This is a genomic window from Nitrosomonas supralitoralis, assembly GCF_003011925.2.
In the GTDB taxonomy this organism is placed as follows: domain Bacteria; phylum Pseudomonadota; class Gammaproteobacteria; order Burkholderiales; family Nitrosomonadaceae; genus Nitrosomonas; species Nitrosomonas supralitoralis.
Map to the genome: position 1 here is coordinate 1 of NZ_PXXU01000031.1, position 23,782 is coordinate 23,782.

19 protein-coding genes and 1 pseudogene are annotated in these 23,782 nt (G+C 43.8%); 13 read left to right on the forward strand and 7 right to left on the reverse strand.

Annotation, left to right across the window (positions count from 1 at the left end):
- Positions 1-448, forward strand: a 448-nt coding sequence (locus tag C7H79_RS10640) for a phospholipase D-like domain-containing protein (protein WP_242447255.1), incomplete at its 5' end; no start/stop codon positions are given.
- A 458-nt stretch (positions 449-906) separates the two neighbouring features.
- Here C7H79_RS10640 and C7H79_RS10645 read toward each other — a convergent pair.
- Entirely contained in the window at positions 907-1,218 is a 312-nt protein-coding gene (locus tag C7H79_RS10645) for a BON domain-containing protein (protein ID WP_106707248.1), read from the reverse strand.
- Positions 1,219-1,666: 448 nt separating this feature from the next.
- Between C7H79_RS10645 and C7H79_RS17690 the strand changes: the two genes are divergently transcribed.
- Positions 1,667-1,993, forward strand: a complete 327-nt coding sequence (locus tag C7H79_RS17690; RefSeq protein WP_147383585.1) for a hypothetical protein — start codon at positions 1,667-1,669, stop codon at positions 1,991-1,993.
- A gap of 1,167 nt (positions 1,994-3,160) precedes the next feature.
- On the forward strand, positions 3,161-3,907 hold the full coding sequence (locus C7H79_RS10655) for a Crp/Fnr family transcriptional regulator (RefSeq protein ID WP_106707250.1): 747 nt from the start codon (positions 3,161-3,163) through the stop codon (positions 3,905-3,907).
- Between the two features lie 195 nt (positions 3,908-4,102).
- Here C7H79_RS10655 and C7H79_RS10660 read toward each other — a convergent pair whose 3' ends face one another.
- The gene (locus C7H79_RS10660; RefSeq protein ID WP_106707251.1) at positions 4,103-4,801 is read right to left on the reverse strand and encodes an MEDS domain-containing protein; all 699 of its coding nucleotides are present in this window, start codon (positions 4,799-4,801) and stop codon (positions 4,103-4,105) included.
- 904 nt (positions 4,802-5,705) lie between these two features.
- Here C7H79_RS10660 and C7H79_RS10665 point away from each other — a divergent pair.
- The 5 genes from C7H79_RS10665 (at position 5,706) to C7H79_RS10685 (ending at position 8,403) form a co-directional block, all read left to right on the forward strand.
- The gene (locus C7H79_RS10665) at positions 5,706-5,906 is read left to right on the forward strand and encodes a CsbD family protein (RefSeq protein WP_106707252.1); all 201 of its coding nucleotides are present in this window, start codon (positions 5,706-5,708) and stop codon (positions 5,904-5,906) included.
- Between the two features lie 338 nt (positions 5,907-6,244).
- A complete protein-coding gene (locus C7H79_RS10670; protein ID WP_242447256.1) occupies positions 6,245-6,847 on the forward strand; it encodes a cell wall hydrolase in 603 nt (200 codons plus the stop codon).
- Positions 6,848-6,930: 83 nt separating this feature from the next.
- Positions 6,931-7,473, forward strand: coding sequence for a hypothetical protein (locus C7H79_RS10675; RefSeq protein WP_172592413.1), 543 nt, complete (start codon positions 6,931-6,933; stop codon positions 7,471-7,473).
- Positions 7,473-7,877, forward strand: coding sequence for a phage holin family protein (locus C7H79_RS10680; RefSeq protein ID WP_106707255.1), 405 nt, complete (start codon positions 7,473-7,475; stop codon positions 7,875-7,877). The genes C7H79_RS10675 and C7H79_RS10680 overlap by 1 nt, the downstream gene beginning before the upstream one ends.
- Positions 7,870-8,403: a DUF3618 domain-containing protein gene (locus C7H79_RS10685; RefSeq protein WP_106707256.1), complete on the forward strand. Its 534-nt coding sequence runs from the start codon at positions 7,870-7,872 to the stop codon at positions 8,401-8,403. Before C7H79_RS10680 ends, C7H79_RS10685 begins: the two co-directional genes overlap by 8 nt.
- 123 nt (positions 8,404-8,526) lie before the next feature.
- Here the strand turns inward: C7H79_RS10685 and C7H79_RS10690 are convergent, their stop codons facing one another.
- The 4 genes from C7H79_RS10690 to C7H79_RS10705 all read right to left on the reverse strand — a co-directional run bounded on the left by C7H79_RS10690 (position 8,527) and on the right by C7H79_RS10705 (position 10,986).
- Positions 8,527-8,898 carry a thiol-disulfide oxidoreductase DCC family protein gene (locus C7H79_RS10690; RefSeq protein ID WP_106707257.1) on the reverse strand — a complete coding sequence of 124 codons (372 nt, stop codon included), beginning with the start codon at positions 8,896-8,898 and terminating at the stop codon, positions 8,527-8,529.
- Between the two features lie 98 nt (positions 8,899-8,996).
- A complete protein-coding gene (locus C7H79_RS10695; RefSeq protein ID WP_106707258.1) occupies positions 8,997-9,464 on the reverse strand; it encodes a sodium:proline symporter in 468 nt (155 codons plus the stop codon).
- A gap of 47 nt (positions 9,465-9,511) precedes the next feature.
- Positions 9,512-9,826, reverse strand: coding sequence for a BolA family protein (locus tag C7H79_RS10700; protein WP_106707259.1), 315 nt, complete (start codon positions 9,824-9,826; stop codon positions 9,512-9,514).
- A 236-nt stretch (positions 9,827-10,062) separates the two neighbouring features.
- The gene (locus C7H79_RS10705; protein WP_106707260.1) at positions 10,063-10,986 is read right to left on the reverse strand and encodes a bestrophin family protein; all 924 of its coding nucleotides are present in this window, start codon (positions 10,984-10,986) and stop codon (positions 10,063-10,065) included.
- 296 nt (positions 10,987-11,282) lie between these two features.
- On the opposite strand from C7H79_RS10705, the gene C7H79_RS10710 reads away from it, so the two are divergent.
- The 3 genes and pseudogenes from C7H79_RS10710 to C7H79_RS10720 all read left to right on the forward strand — a co-directional run bounded on the left by C7H79_RS10710 (position 11,283) and on the right by C7H79_RS10720 (position 12,651).
- On the forward strand, positions 11,283-11,939 hold the full coding sequence (locus tag C7H79_RS10710) for a peroxiredoxin (protein WP_106707261.1): 657 nt from the start codon (positions 11,283-11,285) through the stop codon (positions 11,937-11,939).
- Between the two features lie 323 nt (positions 11,940-12,262).
- Positions 12,263-12,370: pseudogene (locus C7H79_RS19455) on the forward strand (diguanylate cyclase); the annotation flags it as partial.
- Between the two features lie 8 nt (positions 12,371-12,378).
- Positions 12,379-12,651: an EAL domain-containing protein gene (locus C7H79_RS10720; RefSeq protein ID WP_106707262.1), complete on the forward strand. Its 273-nt coding sequence runs from the start codon at positions 12,379-12,381 to the stop codon at positions 12,649-12,651.
- 319 nt (positions 12,652-12,970) lie between these two features.
- On the opposite strand, the gene C7H79_RS10725 is transcribed toward C7H79_RS10720, so the two are convergent.
- Positions 12,971-13,882, reverse strand: coding sequence for a LysR family transcriptional regulator (locus C7H79_RS10725; RefSeq protein ID WP_106707263.1), 912 nt, complete (start codon positions 13,880-13,882; stop codon positions 12,971-12,973).
- A gap of 323 nt (positions 13,883-14,205) precedes the next feature.
- Between C7H79_RS10725 and C7H79_RS10730 the strand changes: the two genes are divergently transcribed.
- Together C7H79_RS10730 and C7H79_RS10735 are read left to right on the forward strand one after the other, a co-directional pair.
- The gene (locus tag C7H79_RS10730; protein WP_106707264.1) at positions 14,206-14,415 is read left to right on the forward strand and encodes a hypothetical protein; all 210 of its coding nucleotides are present in this window, start codon (positions 14,206-14,208) and stop codon (positions 14,413-14,415) included.
- A 725-nt stretch (positions 14,416-15,140) separates the two neighbouring features.
- A complete protein-coding gene (locus C7H79_RS10735) occupies positions 15,141-23,780 on the forward strand; it encodes a glycoside hydrolase family 94 protein (RefSeq protein WP_106707274.1) in 8,640 nt (2,879 codons plus the stop codon).
- The last annotated feature ends 2 nt before the right edge of the window (positions 23,781-23,782 follow it).

Sequence of the window (23,782 nt, forward strand, 5' to 3'; positions counted from 1 at the left end):
TATTACAAATGCTTATTTTGTGCCGGACCCTCAGCTTATCAAAGCCTTGGTGGATGCTGCAGGTCGAGACGTAGATGTTAGGTTGATGTTGCCAGGCCATTCTGATTCATCAATAGCATTTCATGCAGGACGATCGCATTATTCGGAATTGCTGAAAGGCGGTGTGAAGATTTATGAAAGGCAAGGCACAGTACTACATGCAAAAACTGCACTGATAGATAGCATCTGGTCTTGCGTGGGATCCAGCAATCTTGATTGGCGTAGTGCAATGGATAATGATGAAATCAATGCAGTAATTCTTGGTTATGATTTTGCGGAGCAAATGGAGGCTGTATATTTTCAGGATATAGCTAATTCCAACCCAATTGAGCTCGAAAAATGGGAACACAGATCAATATTTAGTAGGCTAAAAGAAACAATGGCCCGATTGCTGGGACGTTTTGTATAGCATAAAACAAGCTCCATAATTATTTTTATCCAATAAATATCCGGATTACTCAGGATTGGCGAGCTTTTATAATTGAGCATTTCTATAAATTACTTTACATATTGCTCCGGTTTTCGTTTCCGTTGGCTGTTCGGTTTATCTTAAAATGCTACACATTAAAAATTTGATTATGTGGAATGTTGTATGGTTCCATGATGAGTGGTTGAAGACATCGCCAATTCGAACGTGCGTCGTCTATACTAGTGATGGCGTTTTAATGTGCTTGTATTCGGAATCGAATCTTGAAATAAAGCATTGATACTTGTGAGGTTTTTACGTTAGAGCAATGCAGCGACAATTTCAGTGCAAGCGGTTACTTTTTCTTACTGATACGAATGATTACTCAGAGATGAATCGTAGTGACTGATAAGCCTGGTTTGTTACTGCATTGATGGATCAGTCAATGCAGTAATGTTTATTCACTTAATTTGTATATTGTTCTCGACGGATGAAACGCCACTAACATTGCGTGTAACTTCAACTGCTCTATCAATATCTGCTTGGTTGCTGAGAGAACCGCTCAGGTGAACGATACCTTTCACGGTTTCCACATTGATTTCAGTGGATTTTAAGTCGGGTTCGTTGAAAAGCGCCGCTTTGACCTTTGTAGTAATGACAGTGTCATCAATATATTCTCCAGCTTCACTCGCATGAACATAACTCGAACTAAATAATAGAACAAAAAACGAAGCGAAAATAAAAGCCAAGCTGCGGCTGTTTAATTGTGTCATGGTGAAATCTCCTAAGTATTAATTGAAAAAATATATCCAGTAGTTTGAGGATCGGAGGATAGAGTAAATATATGTATACATTTCTAAATTCGCATTTAGGTTGATATTGCGCAAAATTTACCTTTGTATTGTTACAGAAAATGAATAATTTGAATGTGCGATTGCGTACAGAGGGATTGGTTTTGCTGATTGCAAAAAGTTTAAGGAATCTTGTTATTCCACAATAAGTTTCTTTCGATGCTCGAAGTGATTGTTATTCGCAGACTCCGGGATCCGGCCATAGAGATAATACAGTAGCAAGGTGTACTAGAGTGATTTTTAAGGCATTCTTTCTTGTTGTTTAAGTTTGTAGCCATCTTCTTTAATATTGTGCGGACACGTACAGACTGTAATTATGATTAAAATGCATCATGCTATCCCTTGTTAACAGTCTGAAAGGAGTGATGAAATGGATAAAAGTAAAAGAATGGCATTGGTATTCCTTATGAGTGCAATTCTAATGTCAGCCAGCATGTCGGTCTTATCTCAATCTTCACAAGAGCAGAGCAGATCCTCTGATACTGATTCACTGCAGAAATTACAGTCAAATTCTAATTCCAGTGATCCTGCCAATGTGAATCGCCATAACCCTGCTTTAGTTAAGCCAAACGACCCTACAGGAGCAAATTCAAATACGCCCATGTCTCCTGGAGTTCCCCCGAGTAGTTCATCGGGAATGAATTCAAATGTACCTTCCAACGCGAATCCAAATAGTCCTTCCGGAACAAACTATTAAGCTATATGCCCAGCGTGTTGGCTACTCGTCCCCGTAATCATTTTTTGAATTCTATTTAGTTTTTCCGAGACTCTACATCTTCGAAGTTTAGGGTTCTGGAAAAAACAGTGTGGATATTCGTCTGTGTTACGGGGCGAGCTGTTCAGTTGGATTATGAACAACAAAAGAGGTATGAATCACTGAAGTGGTGCTAGAAAATTGAATAAGCAGTTAAGTTTTGTCATTGCGCTAAAAAGGAGCAATGATATGAGTAAAATACCCAAGATTGGGTTGAACTTCTCCGTGCTCTTTGATGAGGCGGATATTAGCCATCAAAATATTTTGGCAAACCACTGAGGTATCATCCATGCTCAGGCACAAATGATGTTTTTTGGAAGACGAGTAAACACTTCTTTGGTGCGTACGACGATAACTGACCGAAATAAAATAATTCAATTAGGAAACTAATTCTCGTAAATAGGGTATTAACTTCAAAGGCCTGTTAAAACAAAAACTATTCTACTATCCTGTCAATTATCATGTTCGAGTCGCAACTCTTGATTAATGAGTGCCTGTGGATAGCCGAATTATTGCGTGCGGAGTAGTCGAAATTACTTTATTGCCCAAGTCGCAGGCGAATACTTGCACCTATGGATTTTGCCGGAAATAAGACACCCGATTAAATGAATTCAACAAGTTGATTGACCGCTAATCAGGAAAATGTTTCGTTGATAAAATAATAAAATCAGTGCATTATTGTGGTTCTTAAAGCTGTTCACAGCATCAGATCTCAGGCATTATAGAAGCTGAACGTTACTCGTCACCATCAGCTTCCAGCAGAAAAATAGTAATAGATTCTATGTTAGGTGTTTTAATTCGTGCCGCAGGGGTATGCATATTAATAATTTGGAAGCCAAGTCGATTGGACGGATCCTGAAACACCTAATTCAACACTGTTTATGAATTCTTTTAACAGAAGTCAGATTAAAGGTGAAGCATCTGAAATGGGTACCGCAACCGTCAATAGATATTTAGTTTATAATACTTGCAATATTGACCGGATTTGAATATGAATTAATTCGACCCTTGGCCGTGTTCGAGTTAGTTCAAAGTTGTTATAAAAAGATCAATTAAACTGTTCTTAATTAAGTATCATTTATATTTTATTAGAGCTATTAATTACATATCATGTCAATACATTCCTGTGATCCTAGACAAAATAAAATCTTAAGTGCGTTAAGCGAGTCAGAGTTAGAACACTTGGCTCCACATCTTGAGCTTATACCGATGTTGCACTCTGAAATATTATTCGAAGCTCATGATCAATTGAAATCTGCCTATTTTCCAGTTACAGCTGTTGCTTCTTTATTAAATTGCCTGGAAGATGGTTCCTCCGTGGAAGTTGCAATGGTGGGCAATGAAGGCATGTTGGGAGTTTCAGTAGTAATGGGTAATGATAAACCGCTGACGCAAGCAATTATCAAGACGGAAGGCCACGGCTATCGAGTTTCTATAAAAGCATTACAAACTGTTTTAGCCCGCTGTGGAGGTCGCCGTGCCGGAACATTAAGTAAGCTGTTGCTTCGCTATACTCAGGCACTCTTTTTACAAATGTCACAAACGATTGCATGTAATCGACGGCATGCATTGGAACAGCAGTTATGTACCTGGCTTCTTTCATGTTTTGATCGTGGTGACTCAAATAGTCTGTCAATTACTCATGAGTTAATTGCCTATATTCTCGGGGTTCGTCGCGAAAGTGTCACTGTTGTAGCAAAAAAATTGCAGCAAGAAGGAATGATAGAATATAGTCGCGGTCACATAGATCTCGCTAATAGAGAGAAACTTGAAGGCAATGCCTGCGAGTGTTATCGTGTTGTAAAAGAAGAGTCAACTCGCTGGATAATTGATGCTAAAACTTCAGTAGCTGCTTAAGAGGACTTTTTTATTTTGTTAAATTTATGGAAAAAGGACACGATGGTATAAATAAGGTAATTCTTAATAAGCATCGAACTCAAGCAGGATTGCCGTTAAATTGTAATCATTGCATGGACTTGCTAATGAAAATGGAATGGTTAATGCCATAAACAGAGAAAATGGAACAGATTGCGTCTCAATAAGGAGTCGTCGTTAAACGGGTGGCATCTGTGTTGAGTCCGTAGAGCCTTTTGTCGGTTCCGCTATTTTTTCTACCACACGGTTCCACGCTGACTCAAAAACTTGAAACATTGCCCCACCTAATACAGATCCAACTGGATCAGAATCTTCAATAGGAATAAGATGAGTATGGCATCTGCAAATACGTTCCAGAGAATTGTCGTAGGTATCTGGATCAATATGATCTAGAGAATAAGTGCAGAGCAACGAGAAGTCGATCGTTTGGAATAAATTATTCCAGAAATCTTCCAGTTGCATGACTGTATCGTGTTTATCCTGCTGCCAGAGCAGATCTATCATTTCACCAAAGATACGGACTTTGCCATATTTGGATGATAAGGCCTGAATGGGGATTGCAACGTGTTTTTGAAAAACCAGCGCATCAATCTCATCATTAATTAACAAGCTTGATAATAGAAATTCTGCATCAAATAACTTAAGCTGACCTTGATCTTTGAGAGATTGTGTATCCAAGCCAAGTGAATTCAGTAAATCGATTACAGCTTTTCTTAGCTCAGGTCTGCCAATAATAACAACCGCATCGCCATTATTTAGACCTTCTTGAACGTATTGAGCGACTGCATTTGTTTGAATAGTTTTATTTTGACAAACCTTAACAAGGTGGTTGCCCGTAATAGGATCTCTTAAAACCCCGAGCCCACTCTTATACATAATTGTCTCCACTGAGCTAACAGGTCTAGAAAAACTATCTGAGTTGCTGCTACGGTTTAAAAACAGGTTCAATATGCTCAATTATTAAGCTTAAACTGCGCTTTCGCCTGTTTTTGCCTTGTATCAGCTGCCTCGAAAATGTTTTTAAACGGCCTGCTAAAAAGTTGTTAATTAATAATCTACGTAAACATTCGCGTATATATTATATGAACTTAACCGGTCAACGCAATAAATAAATCAATAATAATTTTTACTTTTTTACCATTGAAAATCATAGCTTCTAATAGTTGTCGGAGAAGTGATTTTGCAATTTCGGACTGTTCTTAAGTTTCCGACTTATGCAACTCAAGTGGTGTAACTTACGGCAAACGAAAAAGCAACGTTTGTGAAGAATGAGTGTGAATTTGTGCACGCTACCGTAAACCAGCGATCGGCAAAAATCATCAGGCAGATCTTAGTATCCTTACCTGCCACGGAATCAATTCATCGTCCCTTCAAATTTCATTTGAGTAGTAATCATCACACATTTTTATGAAACGTGGGATCATCTATCTGTTTATTGTGTTCGACGGAGCGTTCTGGAAGGTGTTGTCCTGGCGATAGTCCAGTGTGCTAACTAGTTGCTTCTGTATAAAAACACCAGATACGTACTACATCGATTGCCTGCATGAAATCCCTAAAGCAGCATAGACATTAACCGCAGAGTTTCCGCTTAAAAAAGCTGTCAATGTACCGGTGTTAACTGTGCCATGAATCTAAAGAGATTCTTCAATGTTAACTATCGCACATACTGAACTAAATTCAGCAGTTATTATGAATATCGAATGGTGAGAATAGCAATTTATTGTTCTGATCATTTTTAAATTTAATTAATGAAACAAAAACTTGCTAAGGAGAATTCATTATGAATTGGGATCAAATTAAAGGCAATTGGAATCAGGTTAAAGGTAAAGCACAACAGCAATGGGGCCAGTTGACAAATGATGACCTGGATATCATAGAAGGAAATCGCGAGGAATTTGTTGGCAGAGTGCAGGAAAGATATGGAATTGCCAAAGAAGAGGCTGAGAAACAAGTTGATGATTTTTGTAACAAATGTAACTAACTGAGTAGATTGAAAGCTAATCTGATCATAGAGCTTAAATCCGGATAGGCTCTATGATCGGACATAATTAAATTGATTGGCGGTATTTACACAATTACACATTGGATTTGGAATTCTTGACTTCTATTATTTTAGAGCTTGCTAGTGAAGAAATTAATCGTGCTTATATAAGCAAATTGCTTATATAAGAAATTTACCGTCATCTTTATTGAATCAAAGCTTTTATTTTAAACCGGAAAAAGTAATCTAGATCGGTTAATAAATATAGACATGATTGATTTGTATAACATTTGAAGAAAGGGGCTACTATGCAACAGATATTGATTTCAATTTGTCTTGTGCTGCTTCTTTTTGTGGACGTGTCGATCGCGGCTGATCAAACTCGGAAGAAGGAGGCATCCGTTGCTAAGGAAAAGGCAGCGGTGCTGGAGGAGATGGCTTCCGCCAATAGCGGTGATACCTCGCCATTACCGGAGCCAGACGAAACTATTACTAGACTTCAAGCGCGTGCGGTCGATCCAACCGGTGATGAGCCCTTGGATGATGCGATCACTTGTCTTGCGCGCAGCATTTATTGGGAGGCCAATCGCACTGATAATGCAGAAATGGAAGCCATTGCCAACGTGGTTATTAACCGACTGGGTCACGCAGGCTTCCCCAATACTATCTGTGGTGTTGTCAAGCAAGGCCAGGAGCAAGGCGCCTGCCAATTTTCATGGTGGTGCGACGGGCGTCCGGATGCAGCACAAGAAGAGGCAGTTTATACACGCGCGAAAGAAATTGCCCGTAAGGCACTTAACCAACAGCTTAAAGACTCGACCGATGGGGCTATGTATTTTCACAATAAGAAAGTGACCCCAGATTGGTCCAAAGAATACATCAGAACGGTCGAAGTCGGTGAACACATTTTCTACAAGCCAACTGATGACAAAGCGAAATAGCAGCAATATAGATACAGATGATTTATTGGCAGTATTTAGTTTCAACCCGTTTCTTCATGTCATAACTTTAACAGGAAATTAATGTGTCACAATCCATGTTCAGAAATGCAAAACATGAGAACTTGCAATCTCATCAACGCACGCTTAAGAAAGTTAATCGGACTATGGATGACGCCGAGGAGGAAGGGCAACCAATGGTTAATGAAGCTAAAGTATATGCAAGTGAAGTCATTGATGATGTTAAACAAGAAGCAAGTAAAATTGCTGAACAGCACCTGCAAAACGTGGCGTGTCAAATAAGTGGCGTTGCAAAAGCTTTTGCAATCACTGCAGAAAACTTAAAAAATGAACATTCCTGGATCGCCGACGGCGCTCGACAAGCTGCGCAGAAGCGGGACAAAATTTCTGAGTCGCTTCGCGAAAATGATTTCGGCGCTTTGGTGCACGATTTTGAAAACTACACACGGAAGCAACCAGCACTTGTTCTGGGTGGTGCTGCCATCGCTGGCTTTTTTCTGACTAAATTGTTGAAAGATTCAAGTAATCATGACGACGTAACCGTCTCTGAAAAGAGTAATCAAAATAATTTGGGCGTTCGGTCATCCGGAAATACTAGGGGGTCATAATGCAGACTGATAAGCAAGGGCGTACGCTTAGTAATTTATTGAGAGATTTAGCCCAGCAAACATCGAACCTTGTTCGTCAAGAAACAGAGCTGGCTATAGCGGAAATGTCGGAAAATAGATCTGAAATCCAGCGCGATTTAGTGGGCTTGGCAATGGGCGCCGGATTGTTATTGGTTGGTCTTATTTATATTCTAGATGCTGTTGTCTATGGACTCGCTGAAATATTGCCACCTGATTATTCACCCTGGCTGGCGGCACTGATTGTGGGCATGGTAACAAGTCTGATTGGATACATGCTGATTGTGTTTAACAGATCAAGTCTGAAGTCGAGAAGCTTGGCACCTCGAGTAATGAATTCATTAGAACGAGATAAAAATATGGTGGAAGATAAAATAAATGGATAATGGGCACAGAGACCCTCGAGAAATAGAAGCTGATATAGAAAAAACGCGTAACCATATCAGCGAGACACTTGATGACATTCAGGATTGCCTTGTGCCGGATCAATTGTTGGAACAAACTTTTCATTATTTTAGTGACCAAATATTGGGAAGCAGCAATTTTTCTGCAAACTTGTTGATAGAAGTAGCAAAAAAAAATCCGACTGCAACAGCATTAATTGGCTTGGGAGTGGGATGGCTTATCATTTCCGGAAAACATAATAAAGCTGATACCCAAGTTGCTGGTGAAAATAAAGACACTAATTCAGATGAAACGGTAAGTAGAAACAGAAAAAAAGAGTATCTGATGAGCAATGCAAAAAACGAACCTGGATCTGTCGATGATTCTGTTTCCAATCGGTGCAACGGTAAACCGGTAGAACATGTACGGGAAAAATTGCATAAACAGCCATTAGTCTTGATTGGAGTGGGTGTGGCATTGGGAGCGGCTTTGGGTATGCACCTCACTTCGAAATATCGTAAGGACTAAAATCGTTTTTCCACAACTATTCTGTTAGATAATATTTATGTTCGCTAGCGATACTATGTATCTATTCGCTGCTAAATCCCTAATTTCATTTTTGACGGCATCCCTCATACAGCCTTACAGGCTCTACAGGCGTCCGGTTTTTTTCAATCGCCGACTAACCATTCGATGGTAGAGTGACGACAGTAATGGTCGAATCACGGGTAAACCAATTAACCAAGCCAATGGTTTTAATAGAGATACTCTGGACATCAGCAGAATATAAGCATCTAATTCAGATAATATCTGCTGCTGCTCATCACGAACATGCAACTCAGTTAGAGCCTTGTGGGGATCAATTCCGATGTCACGTAGATAGCTATTCTGTCCGGTGATGTCGAACCAGCATATATCTTCCGCATTTTTCCCCGCCAGCTTCTCGTAGTTTTCTCGATCCTTGATACAACTGGGACATGCGCCATCATAATAGACGGTAATCCCTTTCTTTTCTTCACTCATTATTATATCCCTTCGATCAGGCACAAAAAATCTGTCAATGACCGGGTAGAAATTAACATACATAAAAAGTACAAGCCGACAACGAATGTGTTATTGGGCTACCGTTTGGATAAAGCCTTATACATACCTGCGGCAGAAACACCGAAGACTACATGAGCCGCAATAGTAATCCAGTCTCGCGTTGCAACAAACCACGGGAAAATAATAACAAAACCATACATATTGATAATAAAAAGTGCTAAGCCATATAAACTGCCCACGATCAGCGAGTTTTTTATATCAAGATGGCGTATCAGCGAGGAAAGTACTATAGCGTAGATGATTGAGAGGCCAAAGTGGACCCCTGTGGCAATGAACATAATCTGCCAGTCCAATGTTGCTGGGGTTGATAATACTTCCTGTCCCAATACAATCGCAGCAGCAAAATGTGCATCCCGATATAAAATCCAAGGCAGCACATCCCAGAATGACCACCAGAGCAATATCTGTGCAATGGTTGAAAATATACTTGCAGCCAGCCCTGCATAAAACGCATCTAACCAGAATTTAGGTAACTGAGTTAGCATAAAATTTTAATCGACTCGATATAATTTAATATGCGGCTATTACAAATTTATTTTGATTTTGATCCTCCCAGGCATGGCGGAGAATGATTGGGCGTTCCGCTCTTCTCAAACCATTCTTCACTAGTCATTGTGTGCAAAACGAGCGCATGAATGGAGTGAGCAAGTTCCTCAGCTAGGATTTCGTTGATCATTCGATGGCGGACTAAAAGTAATTTTCCATTGAATTCATCCGAAACGATCGTCACCTTGAAATGAGATTCTGATCCCTTCGGTACATTGTGCATATGACTTTCATTGGTTACTTTCAGGAATTGGGGTTGCAGAGATTGAAGTTTGGTTTCGATTGAATTTTTTATATTCATAATATGCTCAATTTAATGTCGTCCAATGTTGCCTAATGTTTCCTGTGAAAAATTCAGAATATCCCATTTAGACCCAATTGTCCCATGCGATTTCAATCTGTGATGGGGTTAGAATGGGAAGTTGTACAGAAGCCTTCTGTTTTTATTTTGGTGTTGGTGGTTAGGAATGTGGCAAGTTGCTTATATTTGTCCATGTCTTAGAGATATAGCGACAGTGACGCTGCCGAAGAAAATGGTTACATCAGAACACCATTCTTGGGTCCTAACGACGGAGGAATTGAGGATTCTCCAAGTTGCTGGCGCAAGTCAATCTCGATATTCCGGCAAATGGAAGACATCGGAATATCCTCTAGTTTTCGTTCGAATGGTTCTTCTGTGCGGCTTCCGATGCGCTCTGTAATGGTAAAAATTGTAGCCAGCACAACATACATCGGGAAGGCTCCCCATCCGAGGTGCTGAACAAGTCCGTATGGGAGCAGCAAAACGAAAATCCAGACGAAGGATTTGGTGAAAAATTCGTATTGGCGTGGCAGAGGCGTATTTTTAATCCGTTCGCAACTTCCCTGAGCCGCAAAAAACGCTTTAATGGATTCCATGAGCCCAAAGACATAGGCTTGCTGCTCAATCCATCCAGACATCTTCAGCTCATTTAACCGCTGGGATTGTCGATGATTCAATAATGTCGCTTTATTGACTGCCTTATTCAGTTCCTGAAATTCTAAATCCGATAAAAATGGTTTCAACTCATCCCGGGTTTCTTCCTGCCGCAATTGCAAGCGAAGCGCATTAAGAAAAGCCAAATGTCGGTAGATAAGTTTGCCATGAATATTTGCTGACGTCTCTTGAAATGCTTGTTTCTCTTTTTCGGGACATCGGACATATCCCATAATCTGTGAGGCAAAATTTCGAGAGGAATCCGTTAAATCACCCCAGGCAGTTCTGGCTTCCCAAAATCGATTGTATACCTCATTATTTCGGAAACCGAGCAGTATAGCCACGGTGATTCCAAAGACACTGATTTCGCTATCGGGAATGGTCATGTGCTCAAAGAAGAAGTATGAATTCAGAGCACATATCAGATACCCATATATAAGAAAAAACAGAATATTCCATCCTTCTATTTTTAAGATCCAACTAAGCTGTACAGTTCGAACAATCATAGATTAATCCCGGTTTTTTTTGTTCTATCGTTAAAGTACATCAGCCTAGTCTATATTAAATTCATGAACCGTCTAATAAAGATACGGAGAATGTAGAGAAAAAGCTTCCAAGATTTCTCGTTTTAAATAAACATGATTACCAGATTAAAATTGAATTGTAATTCTTTCCATAGGATTTCAAATATACTGTTACTCATGTGTGGACTGCACACTTAGGAACAATTATTCATATCCATTTTTCAGTGGCACTATTTACTGCCAAACTTTTTAAGTAACCAAGAACGGAGGAGTGATTTATGTCGTTACGCATTAATGATCAAGCACCCAATTTTCAAGCAGAAACTACGCAAGGAAAGATTGATTTCCATGAGTGGATTGGAGATAAGTGGGCGGTGTTATTTTCGCACCCTAAGGATTTCACCCCGGTTTGTACAACAGAATTAGGCTATATGGCCAGCATTCAAGCAGAGTTTGATAAACGCAATACTAAAATTATTGGTCTTAGCATTGATCCGCTCGATGATCATCAAAGATGGCTGAAAGATGTTGAAGAAGTCGGTGGTTCACCCATTCGCTATCCAGTAATTGCAGATACGGATCTTCATGTGGCCAAACTCTATAATATGTTTCCTGCGGATGAAACGGGTTCAGCGGAAGGGCGAACAGCGGTGACGAATGCAACTGTGCGTTCCATATTTATCATTGGTCCAGATAAAAACATCAAACTGATGATGACTTATCCCATGACTACCGGTCGTAATTTTAATGAGATCTTGCGTGTACTTGACTCAATGCAGTTAACCGCAAAACACAAAGTTGCAACACCTGTGAACTGGCAGCAAGGGGAAGATGTCATTATCGTGCCTTCGGTTAGTAATGAAGAAGCTGAGAGGATTTATCCCGAAGGTTGGAAAACAGTAAAACCGTACCTTCGTAAGGTAAAGCAACCATGATCCAATGATAATACATTTCTGGATACTTCGATAAAACGACAAATATTGATTAACAATGCGGCGAAAATAATTTGACTGGCAAACTAGAATGACAATTTGCACACAAGCTATTTCTGAATTGAACTTATGTAGAACTGCCTGCGGGTTAAGTCGCTGTACCTCATATTTTTTAGGCATCATGGCCAGAGTCAACCAGCGCACCGATTAACCTGTGCTCTGTACTTATGTCCGGGTACAAGTGAAGCGATTCATGGGGTTTAGCTGGTTGTCTTAAAGGAAAAAACCTTTATTTTCGGTATTAGCCGCGACCGGAAGCTAGTAACTCTACTGTCCACATCGACCTGGATCATTTTCAGGTTATCAATGATTCACTAGGGCACGATGTGGACGATCGAGTATTGCAGGAAATAGCGATCAGGGGCACTGTTTGATTTTGTAAATCACCAAAAATGAATTGATAGAAAATGTTAAGGAAACGATCAAGACACTGCAGCAACTTCGTGCAATGGGATTAGAAATTTCAGTGGATGATTTTTGCGCCGGTTATTCTAGCCTGAGTTATCTTAGACGCTACCAGATCGATACGCTGAAAATCGATCGTTCATTGGTGTGCGACATTCGCGATAATCCCGACAATACTGCGATCGTCTCTGTCATCCTCGCTATGACATGGCTTGAAGATACAAATGTTCGTCGAGGACGCGGAAACTGAGAATCAGCTTAATTCCCTGGCGTCAAAGAGATGTTCTCACTTTCAGGGATTTTATTTCTTCAAGCCGCTGTTGGCTGCAGAGATAGAAAGCAGGATGGGGAATCATTTATCCGTAGATCCCCATTTCTTGCCTTGATCGAGTAGTGAGTTAAGGGAAGGTAATGTAAGAATCCAACTAAGTGCCATTTATGATCCATAGCGATACCTATGTAACCTTATTGGTTGCTCAAATCGCTGAATTTAATTTTTAATCGTAATCATCGCGTGATAACGTTTCATAATCATTGAGCTTGAAATTGGATTTTGACTGAAGCTCAGCCTATTTTAAAGATTGATCCCAGTAAGGTATAGCTCCAAAGTATTCGGATAGGAAATTGATAAAAGCGCGTATCTTGATGGGCAAATGCCTGCTTGGGAGATAACAGGCATAAATATGACGCTCTACCGATAGATATTCTGGCAGCGCGATCTGGAGTCGCCCCTTTTGTAATTCCATGCCAATAGTATAAGAAGGTAGCAAAGCGATTCCTAATCCGTGAAGAGCTGCCTGAGCCAGTGCATCATTATCATTGATACGTAGAGTTCCTGATATTGGAACCTTGATTTTGCCCTTTGGTCCGCTGAAACGCCAGTAACCCTGTTCGGCTGAAAGCGCACAATCGAGACAGTTATGTTTTTCCAGATCTGCTGGCGTCTGTGGCATGCCCCATTGCTGGAAATACTGAGGGGTCGCGCACAATATGCGACGCACAGGCGCAATCTTGCGCGCTACTAGATTCTGATCAGGCTCGTTTGTCACGCGAATTTGTACATCATATCCTTCTTCTATCAAATCACCCGGATGATCGGTAATGGTCAGGTCAATTTTGATCTTAGGATAACGATCAAGAAAACACGGAAGTGCCGGTGCGACATGACGCGTTCCGAAAGAGCTCGATACACTCACTTTGAGGGTGCCGCGCGGCTCAGCATGAAGGCTGTTGACTGCCCGTTCGGCATGTTCAGCTTCTTCCAGGATGCGAGTTGCGTGTTCTGAAAGCGCGACACCTGTCTCAGTCAAACTAAGATGCCGAGTACTGCGCAGAAATAATCGCGTACTGAGATCCTTCTCAAGTTTGGCTACGGCCTTACTCACCGCTGCACGAGAGATGTCCATACGCCGCGCCGCTTCCGAAAAACTTCCTGCTTCGGCAACTCGAGCAAAGATTACGAAAAGATTAAGATCTTGCATACTATCATTGTATCCTATATGGAAACAAAATGTTTCGTTTTTTTGGACTTCTCTCAGCAATAACCACTCTGTATTATGTGTTCCAAGGTGAGATATTTAGATTTGTCGGAGAAGTAATTAGGGTTGTTATTGTAATTAAATAACTAATATGTATCGAACCTTAATTGGCTCGCTCTTGATCACTTAAGGTGATGTGCTGTTAGGTTGTTCAATCAGTATTTTATTGTCAACCATTAAGAGCGTATTAGTAATGGGGTTATTTCTGTAAGTCAGTCGGACATTTATGCTGCTTGCAAATATGACCAATAAAAGGAGTAAAATCAATGGAAACTAGAGAGTTAATAAAAGCACCTCAATTAATTTTGGTTTATGCAATTACAGTCCTTTATACAATCACGTTCACCTTGGCGGCAGTTGTAACGACGTCTACTGGTCATGCGATAGGTAGCCCACAAGACATGCATCAGATTGCCAAGATGGAACCAAATAACCTTAATTATCCTCAAGTAATAAGGAATGGTAGTTCAGGTTAAACCTGATATCGATCATGCCTCCGTGTTTGTAATCAAGTAATTGATGGTGAGAGAACATAATAATTCTCAACGGGGGCATTTGAACGAATACGGCTTCGTCAATACAAAAAACGATGAGCTATGAAGCTATGTAGGTATTCTCAACTAGGGGCCAACGCTGGAATTATCCTCTGTTGGTGTAAAAAGTCAGGGCTAAATTTTCGGTGAGCAATATCGTCACTTCTCAACTTATCAGTGAGAATTTTCCTAAGTTCATTGCAACATTTTTTTTAAATCGTTTAAGTATCGTTTGGTAGCGCTTTGTCATCTCGAATTGCCTGCAGTAAGATATCTTCCACTTTGCCGATCTGGTCCATCGTTAACCCTTAAATAATTGGTTTGCATTGAGTTATTCCTGATGTTGGTGACCCACCTTTCTGACATATATTTGGCGCAAACTTGATTTGCCACCGTCACATCCATTCCATTTCAGCTAAAAAGACTTTCGGTGCCTGATTCATTAATCATCAGGTCAGCTACTGAAGGCTGTAAGAATTTTCTCTCCGATTGAATTTGAAAGAGCGTATTATCACTGATAGGAGGGGTCAACTGGTACAGCATGACTCAAACTGATAAGTCTCCAGAGTAGTCGAGCAGACTCAAGACAGTTATTGGCAATCAAGGATCAAAAAATCGTTGTGACACTGATTGCCATGAATTTAAACAAGGAGAATGCTATCAACATCATGGTGCCCGGATTCTCAGCGCAAACGTCGAATGTACTCCGTAACGCCCGTGATACGGAATTACTTCGTTCCGAGTTGTTCAGCATTGAGCAATTGAAACGTCAAGGGGCGATACTGGCAGGGCAGTACAAGATCGACCCACATCCCGGACCGGACCGGTTATTACCACGGCTCGCAGATAATGAACGCGTGCTTATGGCGGCTTATGACGTTGTGACTGTCGCAGTAGCACCGGGACAACGAATCATTCCAGCAGAGGCTTGGTTGCTGGATAATTTTTATCTCATTGAGCAGCAGATCAACCAAGCGCGTCGACATTTACCACGCGGGTACAGCCGTCAATTACCACGATTGGCAAATGGCTCATCGGCTGGTTTTCCCCGCATCTATGACTTGGCTTTGCAGCTCATCTCTCACATGGATGGCCGTGTCGACAAGGAAAACCTTATCCAGTTTGTAGCTGCCTACCAGACCGTTGAGCCGCTAAAGCTAGGTGAGTTATGGGCATTTCCAATCATGTTGCAATTGGCGCTACTAGAAAATATTCGCCGTGCTGCATTACGTATTGCCCGTCGACGTGAAGAGCTCAATGCAGCCATCATCTGGGCAGATCGGATGCTTGCAGCCGCGGAAAAGGAACCGAAGCAACTTATTCAGCTGTTGTCGGAGTTTGCTAATGCCGACGTGCCTTTGACTGCACCTTTTGTGGAGGAATTTTATGCCCGGCTACAGGCTCAAGGATCAGCAATGGCATTCGTTCAAACTTGGGTCGAGCAAAAATTGCTGGAGCAGGGAATAACGGCAGCACAATTGTCAGAAGCATCTGGTCGAACTGGTGCCGCCAATCAGATTTCCATTGCCAACAGTATCGGGAGTTTGCGTTTTATCAGCACCATGGACTGGAGGAATTTCGTCGAGTCGCTGAGTATTGTCGAAGAAACTTTGCGGGCAGATCCAGCGGGAATGCATGCCTTGCAAGATTTTGCCACGCGCGATCGCTATCGACATGTCATTGAAGATGTGGCGAGAAGAAGTTCGTATAGTGAATTGGCGGTGGCTCGTGAAGTTATTGCTTTGGCGCAGGCCGCAACTGAACAATTGGGTGTTCACAATCGTACAGCGCATGTTGGATATTATCTGATTGATCAGGGCCGACCAATTTTGGAAAGTAAAGTCGGTTTCCAAATACCGTGGAAATTAAAAGTCGGCCGTGCCAGTCAGCATCTCAACCTGATTCTTTATCTTGGACCGATCCTGATGCTTACCGCATTGGCGGCTTCGGTCGCTCTTTTCTCATTCGAAAGCCTTGAGCCGAATGATTGGCGCTTCTGGTTTTTTGCGATTGCTGGCGTCATAGGTGTCTCGGCGTTGGCAGTTTCATTGATTAATCTGCTGGTCACGCTGTGCTTGCCTCCACGTATCTTACCGCGACTGGATTTCTCGCAGGGAATCCCGGCGGCTCACCGCACCATGGTTGTGGTTCCCACTTTACTGAGCAAACCGCAGGATGTTGATGAGCTGCTTGGCGCTTTGGAGATCCGCTATCTTGGTAATCGTGATCCCAATTTGTACTTTGCTCTGCTAACAGATTTCCGTGATGCACTGGAATGTACGCAACCAGAGGATGATGCGTTATTGGCTTATGCGCGAGCTGCGGTCGAGGCACTTAACGTTACCTATCAAGACGATCGGTCATGTATTTTCTATTTGTTTCACCGGCCACGCGTGTGGAATCCACATGAACAGGTATGGATGGGGTACGAACGCAAGCGTGGCAAACTAGAACAGTTCAATGCCTTGCTGCGCGGCGGTAAAAAAACAATGTTCTCGGATATTGTTGGGGAGATGTCTATTCTCTCGTCCATTCAATATGTCATCACCCTTGATACCGACACGCAACTTCCCCGCGATGCAGCGCGTACTTTGATCGGTAACATGGCTCATCCGCTCAATCGACCGATATACGATGCTGACCAACGCCGCATTGTCGAAGGCTATGCAATTCTGCAGCCGCGCGTCTCAATCAGTCTAACCAGTGCAAGTCAAACACGATTTACTAAATTATTCGCGGGCGAATCGGGTATTGATCCTTATTCGCGCGAAATATCCGATGTCTATCAGGATATCTTCGGCGAAGGATCATTCATTGGTAAGGGTATTTACGATGTTGATGCCTTTCGTCAGGCCGTTGATGGTTGTTTTCCCGAGAATCTTATTCTCAGTCACGATTTGCTGGAAAGTGGATATGCGCGTTGTGCACTGGTGACCGATGTCGACCTCATTGAAGAGCATCCGGCCAGTTACGTCATAGAGGCTAGTCGACGACACCGCTGGATACGCGGTGATTGGCAGCTTGCGAGTTGGTTGCTTCCGCGTGTTCCGGGACCACCTGGCTCCAATGGATCGAAAGAAAAATGGCGGCCAAATCCACTCAACTCTTTGTTAATGTGGAAAATATTTGATAATCTCCGACGTAGTCTCGTGGCGCTGTCACTACTGGCATTATTGGTAGGGGGATGGTTATTCGGCCCAGGGCCAGCTTGGTTCTGGATTTTGCTGGTCGTTAGCGTGGTGTTCTTGCCCGGCTTAGTGGGAAGCGTGATCGAATTAATCCGTAAACCGGAAGATCGTGACTGGCTGGTGCACTTTAGTCTGACCAGCAAGTCAGCCGGTCGCCCCATTGCACTGTCGTTACTGACGTTGATTTTATTGCCCTATGACGCGCTAATTAGCTTGAGTGCAATTATGTACTCGGGTTTTCGCATGTTATTTACGCGACGTAGCTTGATGCTGTGGCATCTACCTTCCTATGCACGTCGTAATGCATGCCACACATTGGCCGATTTTGTAAAGGAGATGTGGATCGGACCTGTTTTGTCAGTGTTGCTGATCCTGCTGTTAGAAAGTAAACAATTATCGGAATTGCTGTTTTGTGTGCCTATATTACTTGTATGGTTCTTGTCGCCTGTGGTCGGTTGGTGGATCAGTAAACCACTGGTATCCCCGTTCCCCCAACTGACGATGGACCAACGTGTGTTCCTGCGTAAATCGGCGCGGCGAACATGGCGTTACTTTGCGCAGTTCGTCGGGCCAAAGGATAATTGGCTGCCGCCCGACAATTTCCAGGAATACCCGACTCAAACCATTGCCACACGCACATCACCCACGAATATCGGTATGGCTTTGCTGGCTGATTTGTCTGCCTATGATTTTGGTTACATTTCCGCTGGTGAATTTTTGTTTCGAATTCAAAATACACTGGACACGATGGAAAAGCTGGAACGCTACCTTGGTCACTTTTACAACTGGTACGACACGCGAACACTGAAACCATTACATCCGCAATACGTATCCTCAGTGGACAGTGGAAACCTTGTGGGTAGCTTGCTCACCTTACAAGCTGGATTAATCGAGTTGAAAGATCAACCGATTTTGTCAAAAAATACCTTTGAAGGATTGCAGGATACTTTGCGAGTACTTGCCGAACATGTACCTGAATTACTTGCTTCGGATATGGCAAAGAAAATTAAAGATCTAGAACACAATCTGCACATGTTCACATTGGACGAATCTGTACAAACGTTGGTGATCGCCGATAGTTTTTTGGTTGAGTTGCAGCGTATTGGTAAGGAGATGATTGCTTGTTTACCCACAGATATCGATATCGACGGCGAACTGTATTATTGGGCGCAGACATTTGTTCTGCAAATCAGCGCATTTCAAGAAGACCTTAGATATCTGGTATCCGAACCACTACACTTAAATAATATTCCGACTCTCGCTGAATTGGCATCTGCAGGCACGGAAACGAGGGTGTCAACTAGAAGTGCGCAGGAGCGGATTAAAACGATCAATGCTTTGGTGGATCGTTGTCGCCAATTTGCAATAATGGATTTTGAATTTCTCTACGATGCAGCGCGTGATTTGCTGGCTATCGGTTATGACGTAGGCGAGCGACGCCGAGATCAGTCATGCTATGATTTGCTGGCATCGGAAGCGCGTCTGGCAAGTTTTCTACTGATTGCGCAGGGGAAAATTCCTCAAAAGCATTGGTTTGCACTGGGCCGACTTTTGACCAGCCATGGTGGGGACGTAAGTCTGATTTCGTGGAGCGGTTCGATGTTCGAATACCTCATGCCGCGCTTGATTATGCCAAGTTTCGAAAACACTTTATTGGAGCAAACATGCAAAGCTGCAGTGTTGCGTCAGGTCGAATACGGTCGGCAACGCGATGTTCCCTGGGGTATTTCTGAATCCTGTTATAACGCCACCGATATAAACCAAATCTATCAATACCGGGCATTCGGAGTGCCGGGACTCGGTTTCAAGCGTGGGTTAGGAGACGATCTGGTCATTGCGCCCTACGCCAGCGCACTGGCGCTGACGGTGATGCCACATGAATCATGCCATAATTTACAAACACTAGTCGCCAACGGTTTGCTCGGCGCGTATGGGTTCTATGAAGCTGTCGACTATACGCCAGCACGTGTGCCGCGTGGCAAGTCCAGCGTCATTGTGCGTACCTTCATGGCGCATCATCAGGGGATGAGTCTGTTGGCTTTTGAGCATATATTGCTTAATCAACCGATGCAGCGTCGTTTTATGTCGGACCCGCTTATTCAGGCGACGAAATTGTTGCTGCAGGAGCGTATACCGAAAAAAGGAGCAACATTGCATCCACACGCGGCGGAAGTCAATGCCGCTGCGCGCCCGGCAGTTGCAGAAGCCGGCGAGATCATGCGTGTGTTTACCGATCCAAACACACTGATACCGGAAGTGCATCTGCTATCCAACGGACAGTACCACGTGATGGCGACTCATGCCGGAGGCGGTTACAGTCGCTGGCGCGATCTTGCTGTCACCCGTTGGCGCGAAGATGCCACCTCTGATGGTTGGGGCACCTTCATTTACTTGCGAGACCGTGATTCCGGGCATTATTGGTCCACTGCATATCAGCCTACTCTATGCAAGGCCGATCACTATGAGGCGATTTTTGTCCAAGCACGTGCGGAATACCGTCGCCGCGATCGATCGATAGAAACGCACACCGAGATCTGTGTTTCACCTGAAGACAATGTCGAGATTCGCCGTGTTACACTCACTAACCAGTCTCCCCGCATCCGTCATATTGAAGTAACCAGTTATGCAGAAGTGGTGTTGGCGCCGTTGAATTCCGATTTGGCTCATCGTAGTTTCAGTAATTTGTTCGTGCAAACCGAAATTGTTCGCGATCGGCAGGCGATCCTCTGCACACGGCGTCGCCGCACGATGGAAGAACAGACACCATGGATGTTTCATCTGTTAGCGGCTCCGGGCGCAGTGATTGATGAACCGTCCTATGAAACGGATCGAGTTCAATTCATCGGGCGGGGACGAACACCGGCCAATCCTGTGATGATGGATACCAGAAATCATATATCAACTTTGTCGAACACGGATGGTTCGGTGCTCGATCCGATCGTGGCAATCCGTCGCACTATCACATTATTGCCAGATGAATCGGCTACGGTGCAAATTATCTCCGGAATCGCCAGCACGCGCGAAGCGGCCTTGGGGTTGTTGGAAAACTATTGTGACCGGCACTTTGTGGAACGTGCCTTTGAAATGGCGTGGTTTCAAAGTCAGGAAGTGCTACGTCATCTCAATATTACCGAAGCTGATGCTCAAATCTACGGTCGTCTTGCCAGCTCCGTCATATACAGCAATGCCTTGCGTCGCGCTCCTCCCAGTGTCATTGTGCGTAACCAACTGGGTCAATCCGGGCTTTGGCGTTTTGCCATCTCAGGTGATTTGCCAATTATACTGATTCGAATCGGAAACCTGAATCGTATCGATCTGATAAAACAAGCAATTCAAGCCCATGCCTATTGGCGAATGAAGGGTTTGTCTGCTGATCTGGTAATCGTAAACGAGGATTTCTCAGGCTATAGGGCAGATTTGCATGATCAGATCATAGGATTGATTAATGCAGGGGCTGACGCGCAAATAATCGAGAAGCCAGGAGGCGTCTTTGTACGGCGTGTTGAAGAGCTTTCCGAAGATGAGAGGGTTTTGCTCCAAACGGTCGCGCGCATCGTGTTTAGCGATACAGCCGAAACATTGATCGAGCCATTGGAACGTCGCATATCGTCTGAACGTGTTTCTGATCTCCTTGAACCCCGGTTGCTGCTGCCGGTCTCTGAACAAGCCAGTCCATTAGCAACGCGTGAGCGGATTTTCTACAACGGCTTGGGAGGATTTACGCCCGATGGGCGCGAGTATGTTATTACTCTAGAGCCAGGCAAAAATACGCCTGCGCCGTGGGCCAATGTAATCGCCAGTCCGCATATCGGTACGGTTGTTAGTGAGTGTGGTAGTGCGTATACCTGGGTGGACAATGCGCATGAATTCCGATTGACTACTTGGCATAATGATCCATTGAGTGACAGTAGTGGCGAGATGTTCTACATCCGTGATGAAGATTCAGGAATTTTCTGGTCGCCAACGCCATTGCCAACCCGTGGTCAATCCGGATATGTGTGCCGCCATGGGTTTGGATATAGCGTGTTTGAACATTACCAGGCTGGCATCTCTTCGGAACTGCATACCTATGTTGCCATGGACGCGCCAGTGAAATTCGTGCTGATCAAACTGCACAACCATTCCAAGCACACAAGGCGATTGTCGTTGACCGGCTACTGGGAATTGGTGCTTGGTGAATGGCGCCACACCAATCAGATGCACATAGTGACTGAAATGGATCCACACAGCGGAGCGCTGTTTGCTCGCAATGCTTATGGCCGCGAGTACGCCAAGCGAGTCGTCTTTGTAAAAGTCAGCGAACAAGAGCGTTCAGTAACTGGGAATCGTACCGAGTTCATCGGTCGCAATGGCTCACTATCCAACCCAGCATCGATGCGGCGCAAGCGCTTGTCAGGAAGGATCGGGGCTGGCCTCGATCCGTGCGCAGCTATCCAGACACATCTCGAACTGGCTGAAGGACAAGAACGCGAGATCGTATTTATATTCGGCGCAGCTCAAAGTGTCGATGAAGCGCATCAGTTTATTCAGCAATACGGTGGACTCTCAGGTGCCCGGCAAGCATTGGAAGCGGTATGGGGGTATTGGAACCATACATTGGGCGCGGTGTATGTGGAAACACCAGATCCCGCTTTGAACGTATTAACCAATGGTTGGCTGATCTATCAAACACTATCTTGCCGACTCTGGGGCCGAAGCGGATATTATCAATCCGGTGGCGCCTTCGGTTTTCGTGATCAATTGCAAGACACCATGGCATTAATCCATGCGACACCCTGGTTAGCTCGTGAGCAAATAATCCGCTGCGCCGAACGGCAATTTCTCCAAGGTGACGTGCAACACTGGTGGCATCCACCTAACGGACAAGGCGTACGTACTCATTTTTCCGATGACTATCTGTGGCTGCCATATGCTACCTGCCGCTACGTGCTGGCGACTGGCGATATCGGCGTGCTTGATGAGTCGATTCACTTCCTGGAAGGTCGCGAGCTATATTCGGAAGAGGAAGCTTACTACGACCAGCCGCAACGCTCCCTGGAAGCGGCAAGCCTCTATGAACATTGCGTACGTGCCATTAAACATGGTTTGCGCTTTGGCGATCATCATTTACCGTTGATGGGGTGTGGCGATTGGAACGATGGCATGAATCTTGTCGGCCGTAACGGCAAGGGCGAGAGCGTTTGGCTAGCATGGTTTTTGTATGCGAACCTTGAAATGTTTGCCAACTTGGCACAGAGGCGAGGAGACGAAGCTTTTGCTGATATTTGTGAACAACAGGCTGCACGGTTGTGCGATCATATCGAGGATCATGCATGGGATGGCAAATGGTATCGGCGAGCCTATTTTGATGACGGCACACCCCTGGGTTCGTCCAGCAATGAGGAGTGTAAAATTGATTCGATCAGTCAGAGTTGGTCGGTCATTTCCGGTGGTGGGGATTCTGTGCGCGCGTGCCAAGCGATGGATGCAGTAGACCAATACTTGATACGGCGCGATACGCAGTTGATTCAACTGTTCGATCCACCCTTCGATAAATCAGAACTTGAACCGGGATATATCAAAGGTTACGTGCCAGGCATTCGTGAGAACGGCGGCCAATATACCCATGCTGCTATTTGGTCCGCAATGGCGTTTGCCATGTTAGGTGACCGGAAGCGTACCTGGGAATTGTTTACCATGCTCAATCCTATCAATCACGGTCGAACACCAGAGGAAGTCGAGCGTTACAAGGTTGAGCCATACGTCATGTGTGCGGACATATATGGTGTAGCGCCACACATTGGCCAAGGCGGTTGGACCTGGTATACCGGAGCAGCGGGTTGGATGTACCGACTAACCGTGGAAACGATTTTGGGCCTACAACTGGAAGTGGACCATCTACGCATAGCGCCGTGCATTCCGCCTCATTGGAGAGCCTATAGTATCCACTATCGCTTTCGCGAGACTTACTATCACATCAACGTCAAATGCAACAATGAGAAACCAGGTCATGAGATCCATGTAACGTTGGACGGTATCGTGATCAATAACTTAGTTACCGATGAAAAAGGGCGATCACAATGTATGATTCCACTTGTAGATGATCATCGTGATCATTACGTTGAGGCGCAATTAAGTTAAAC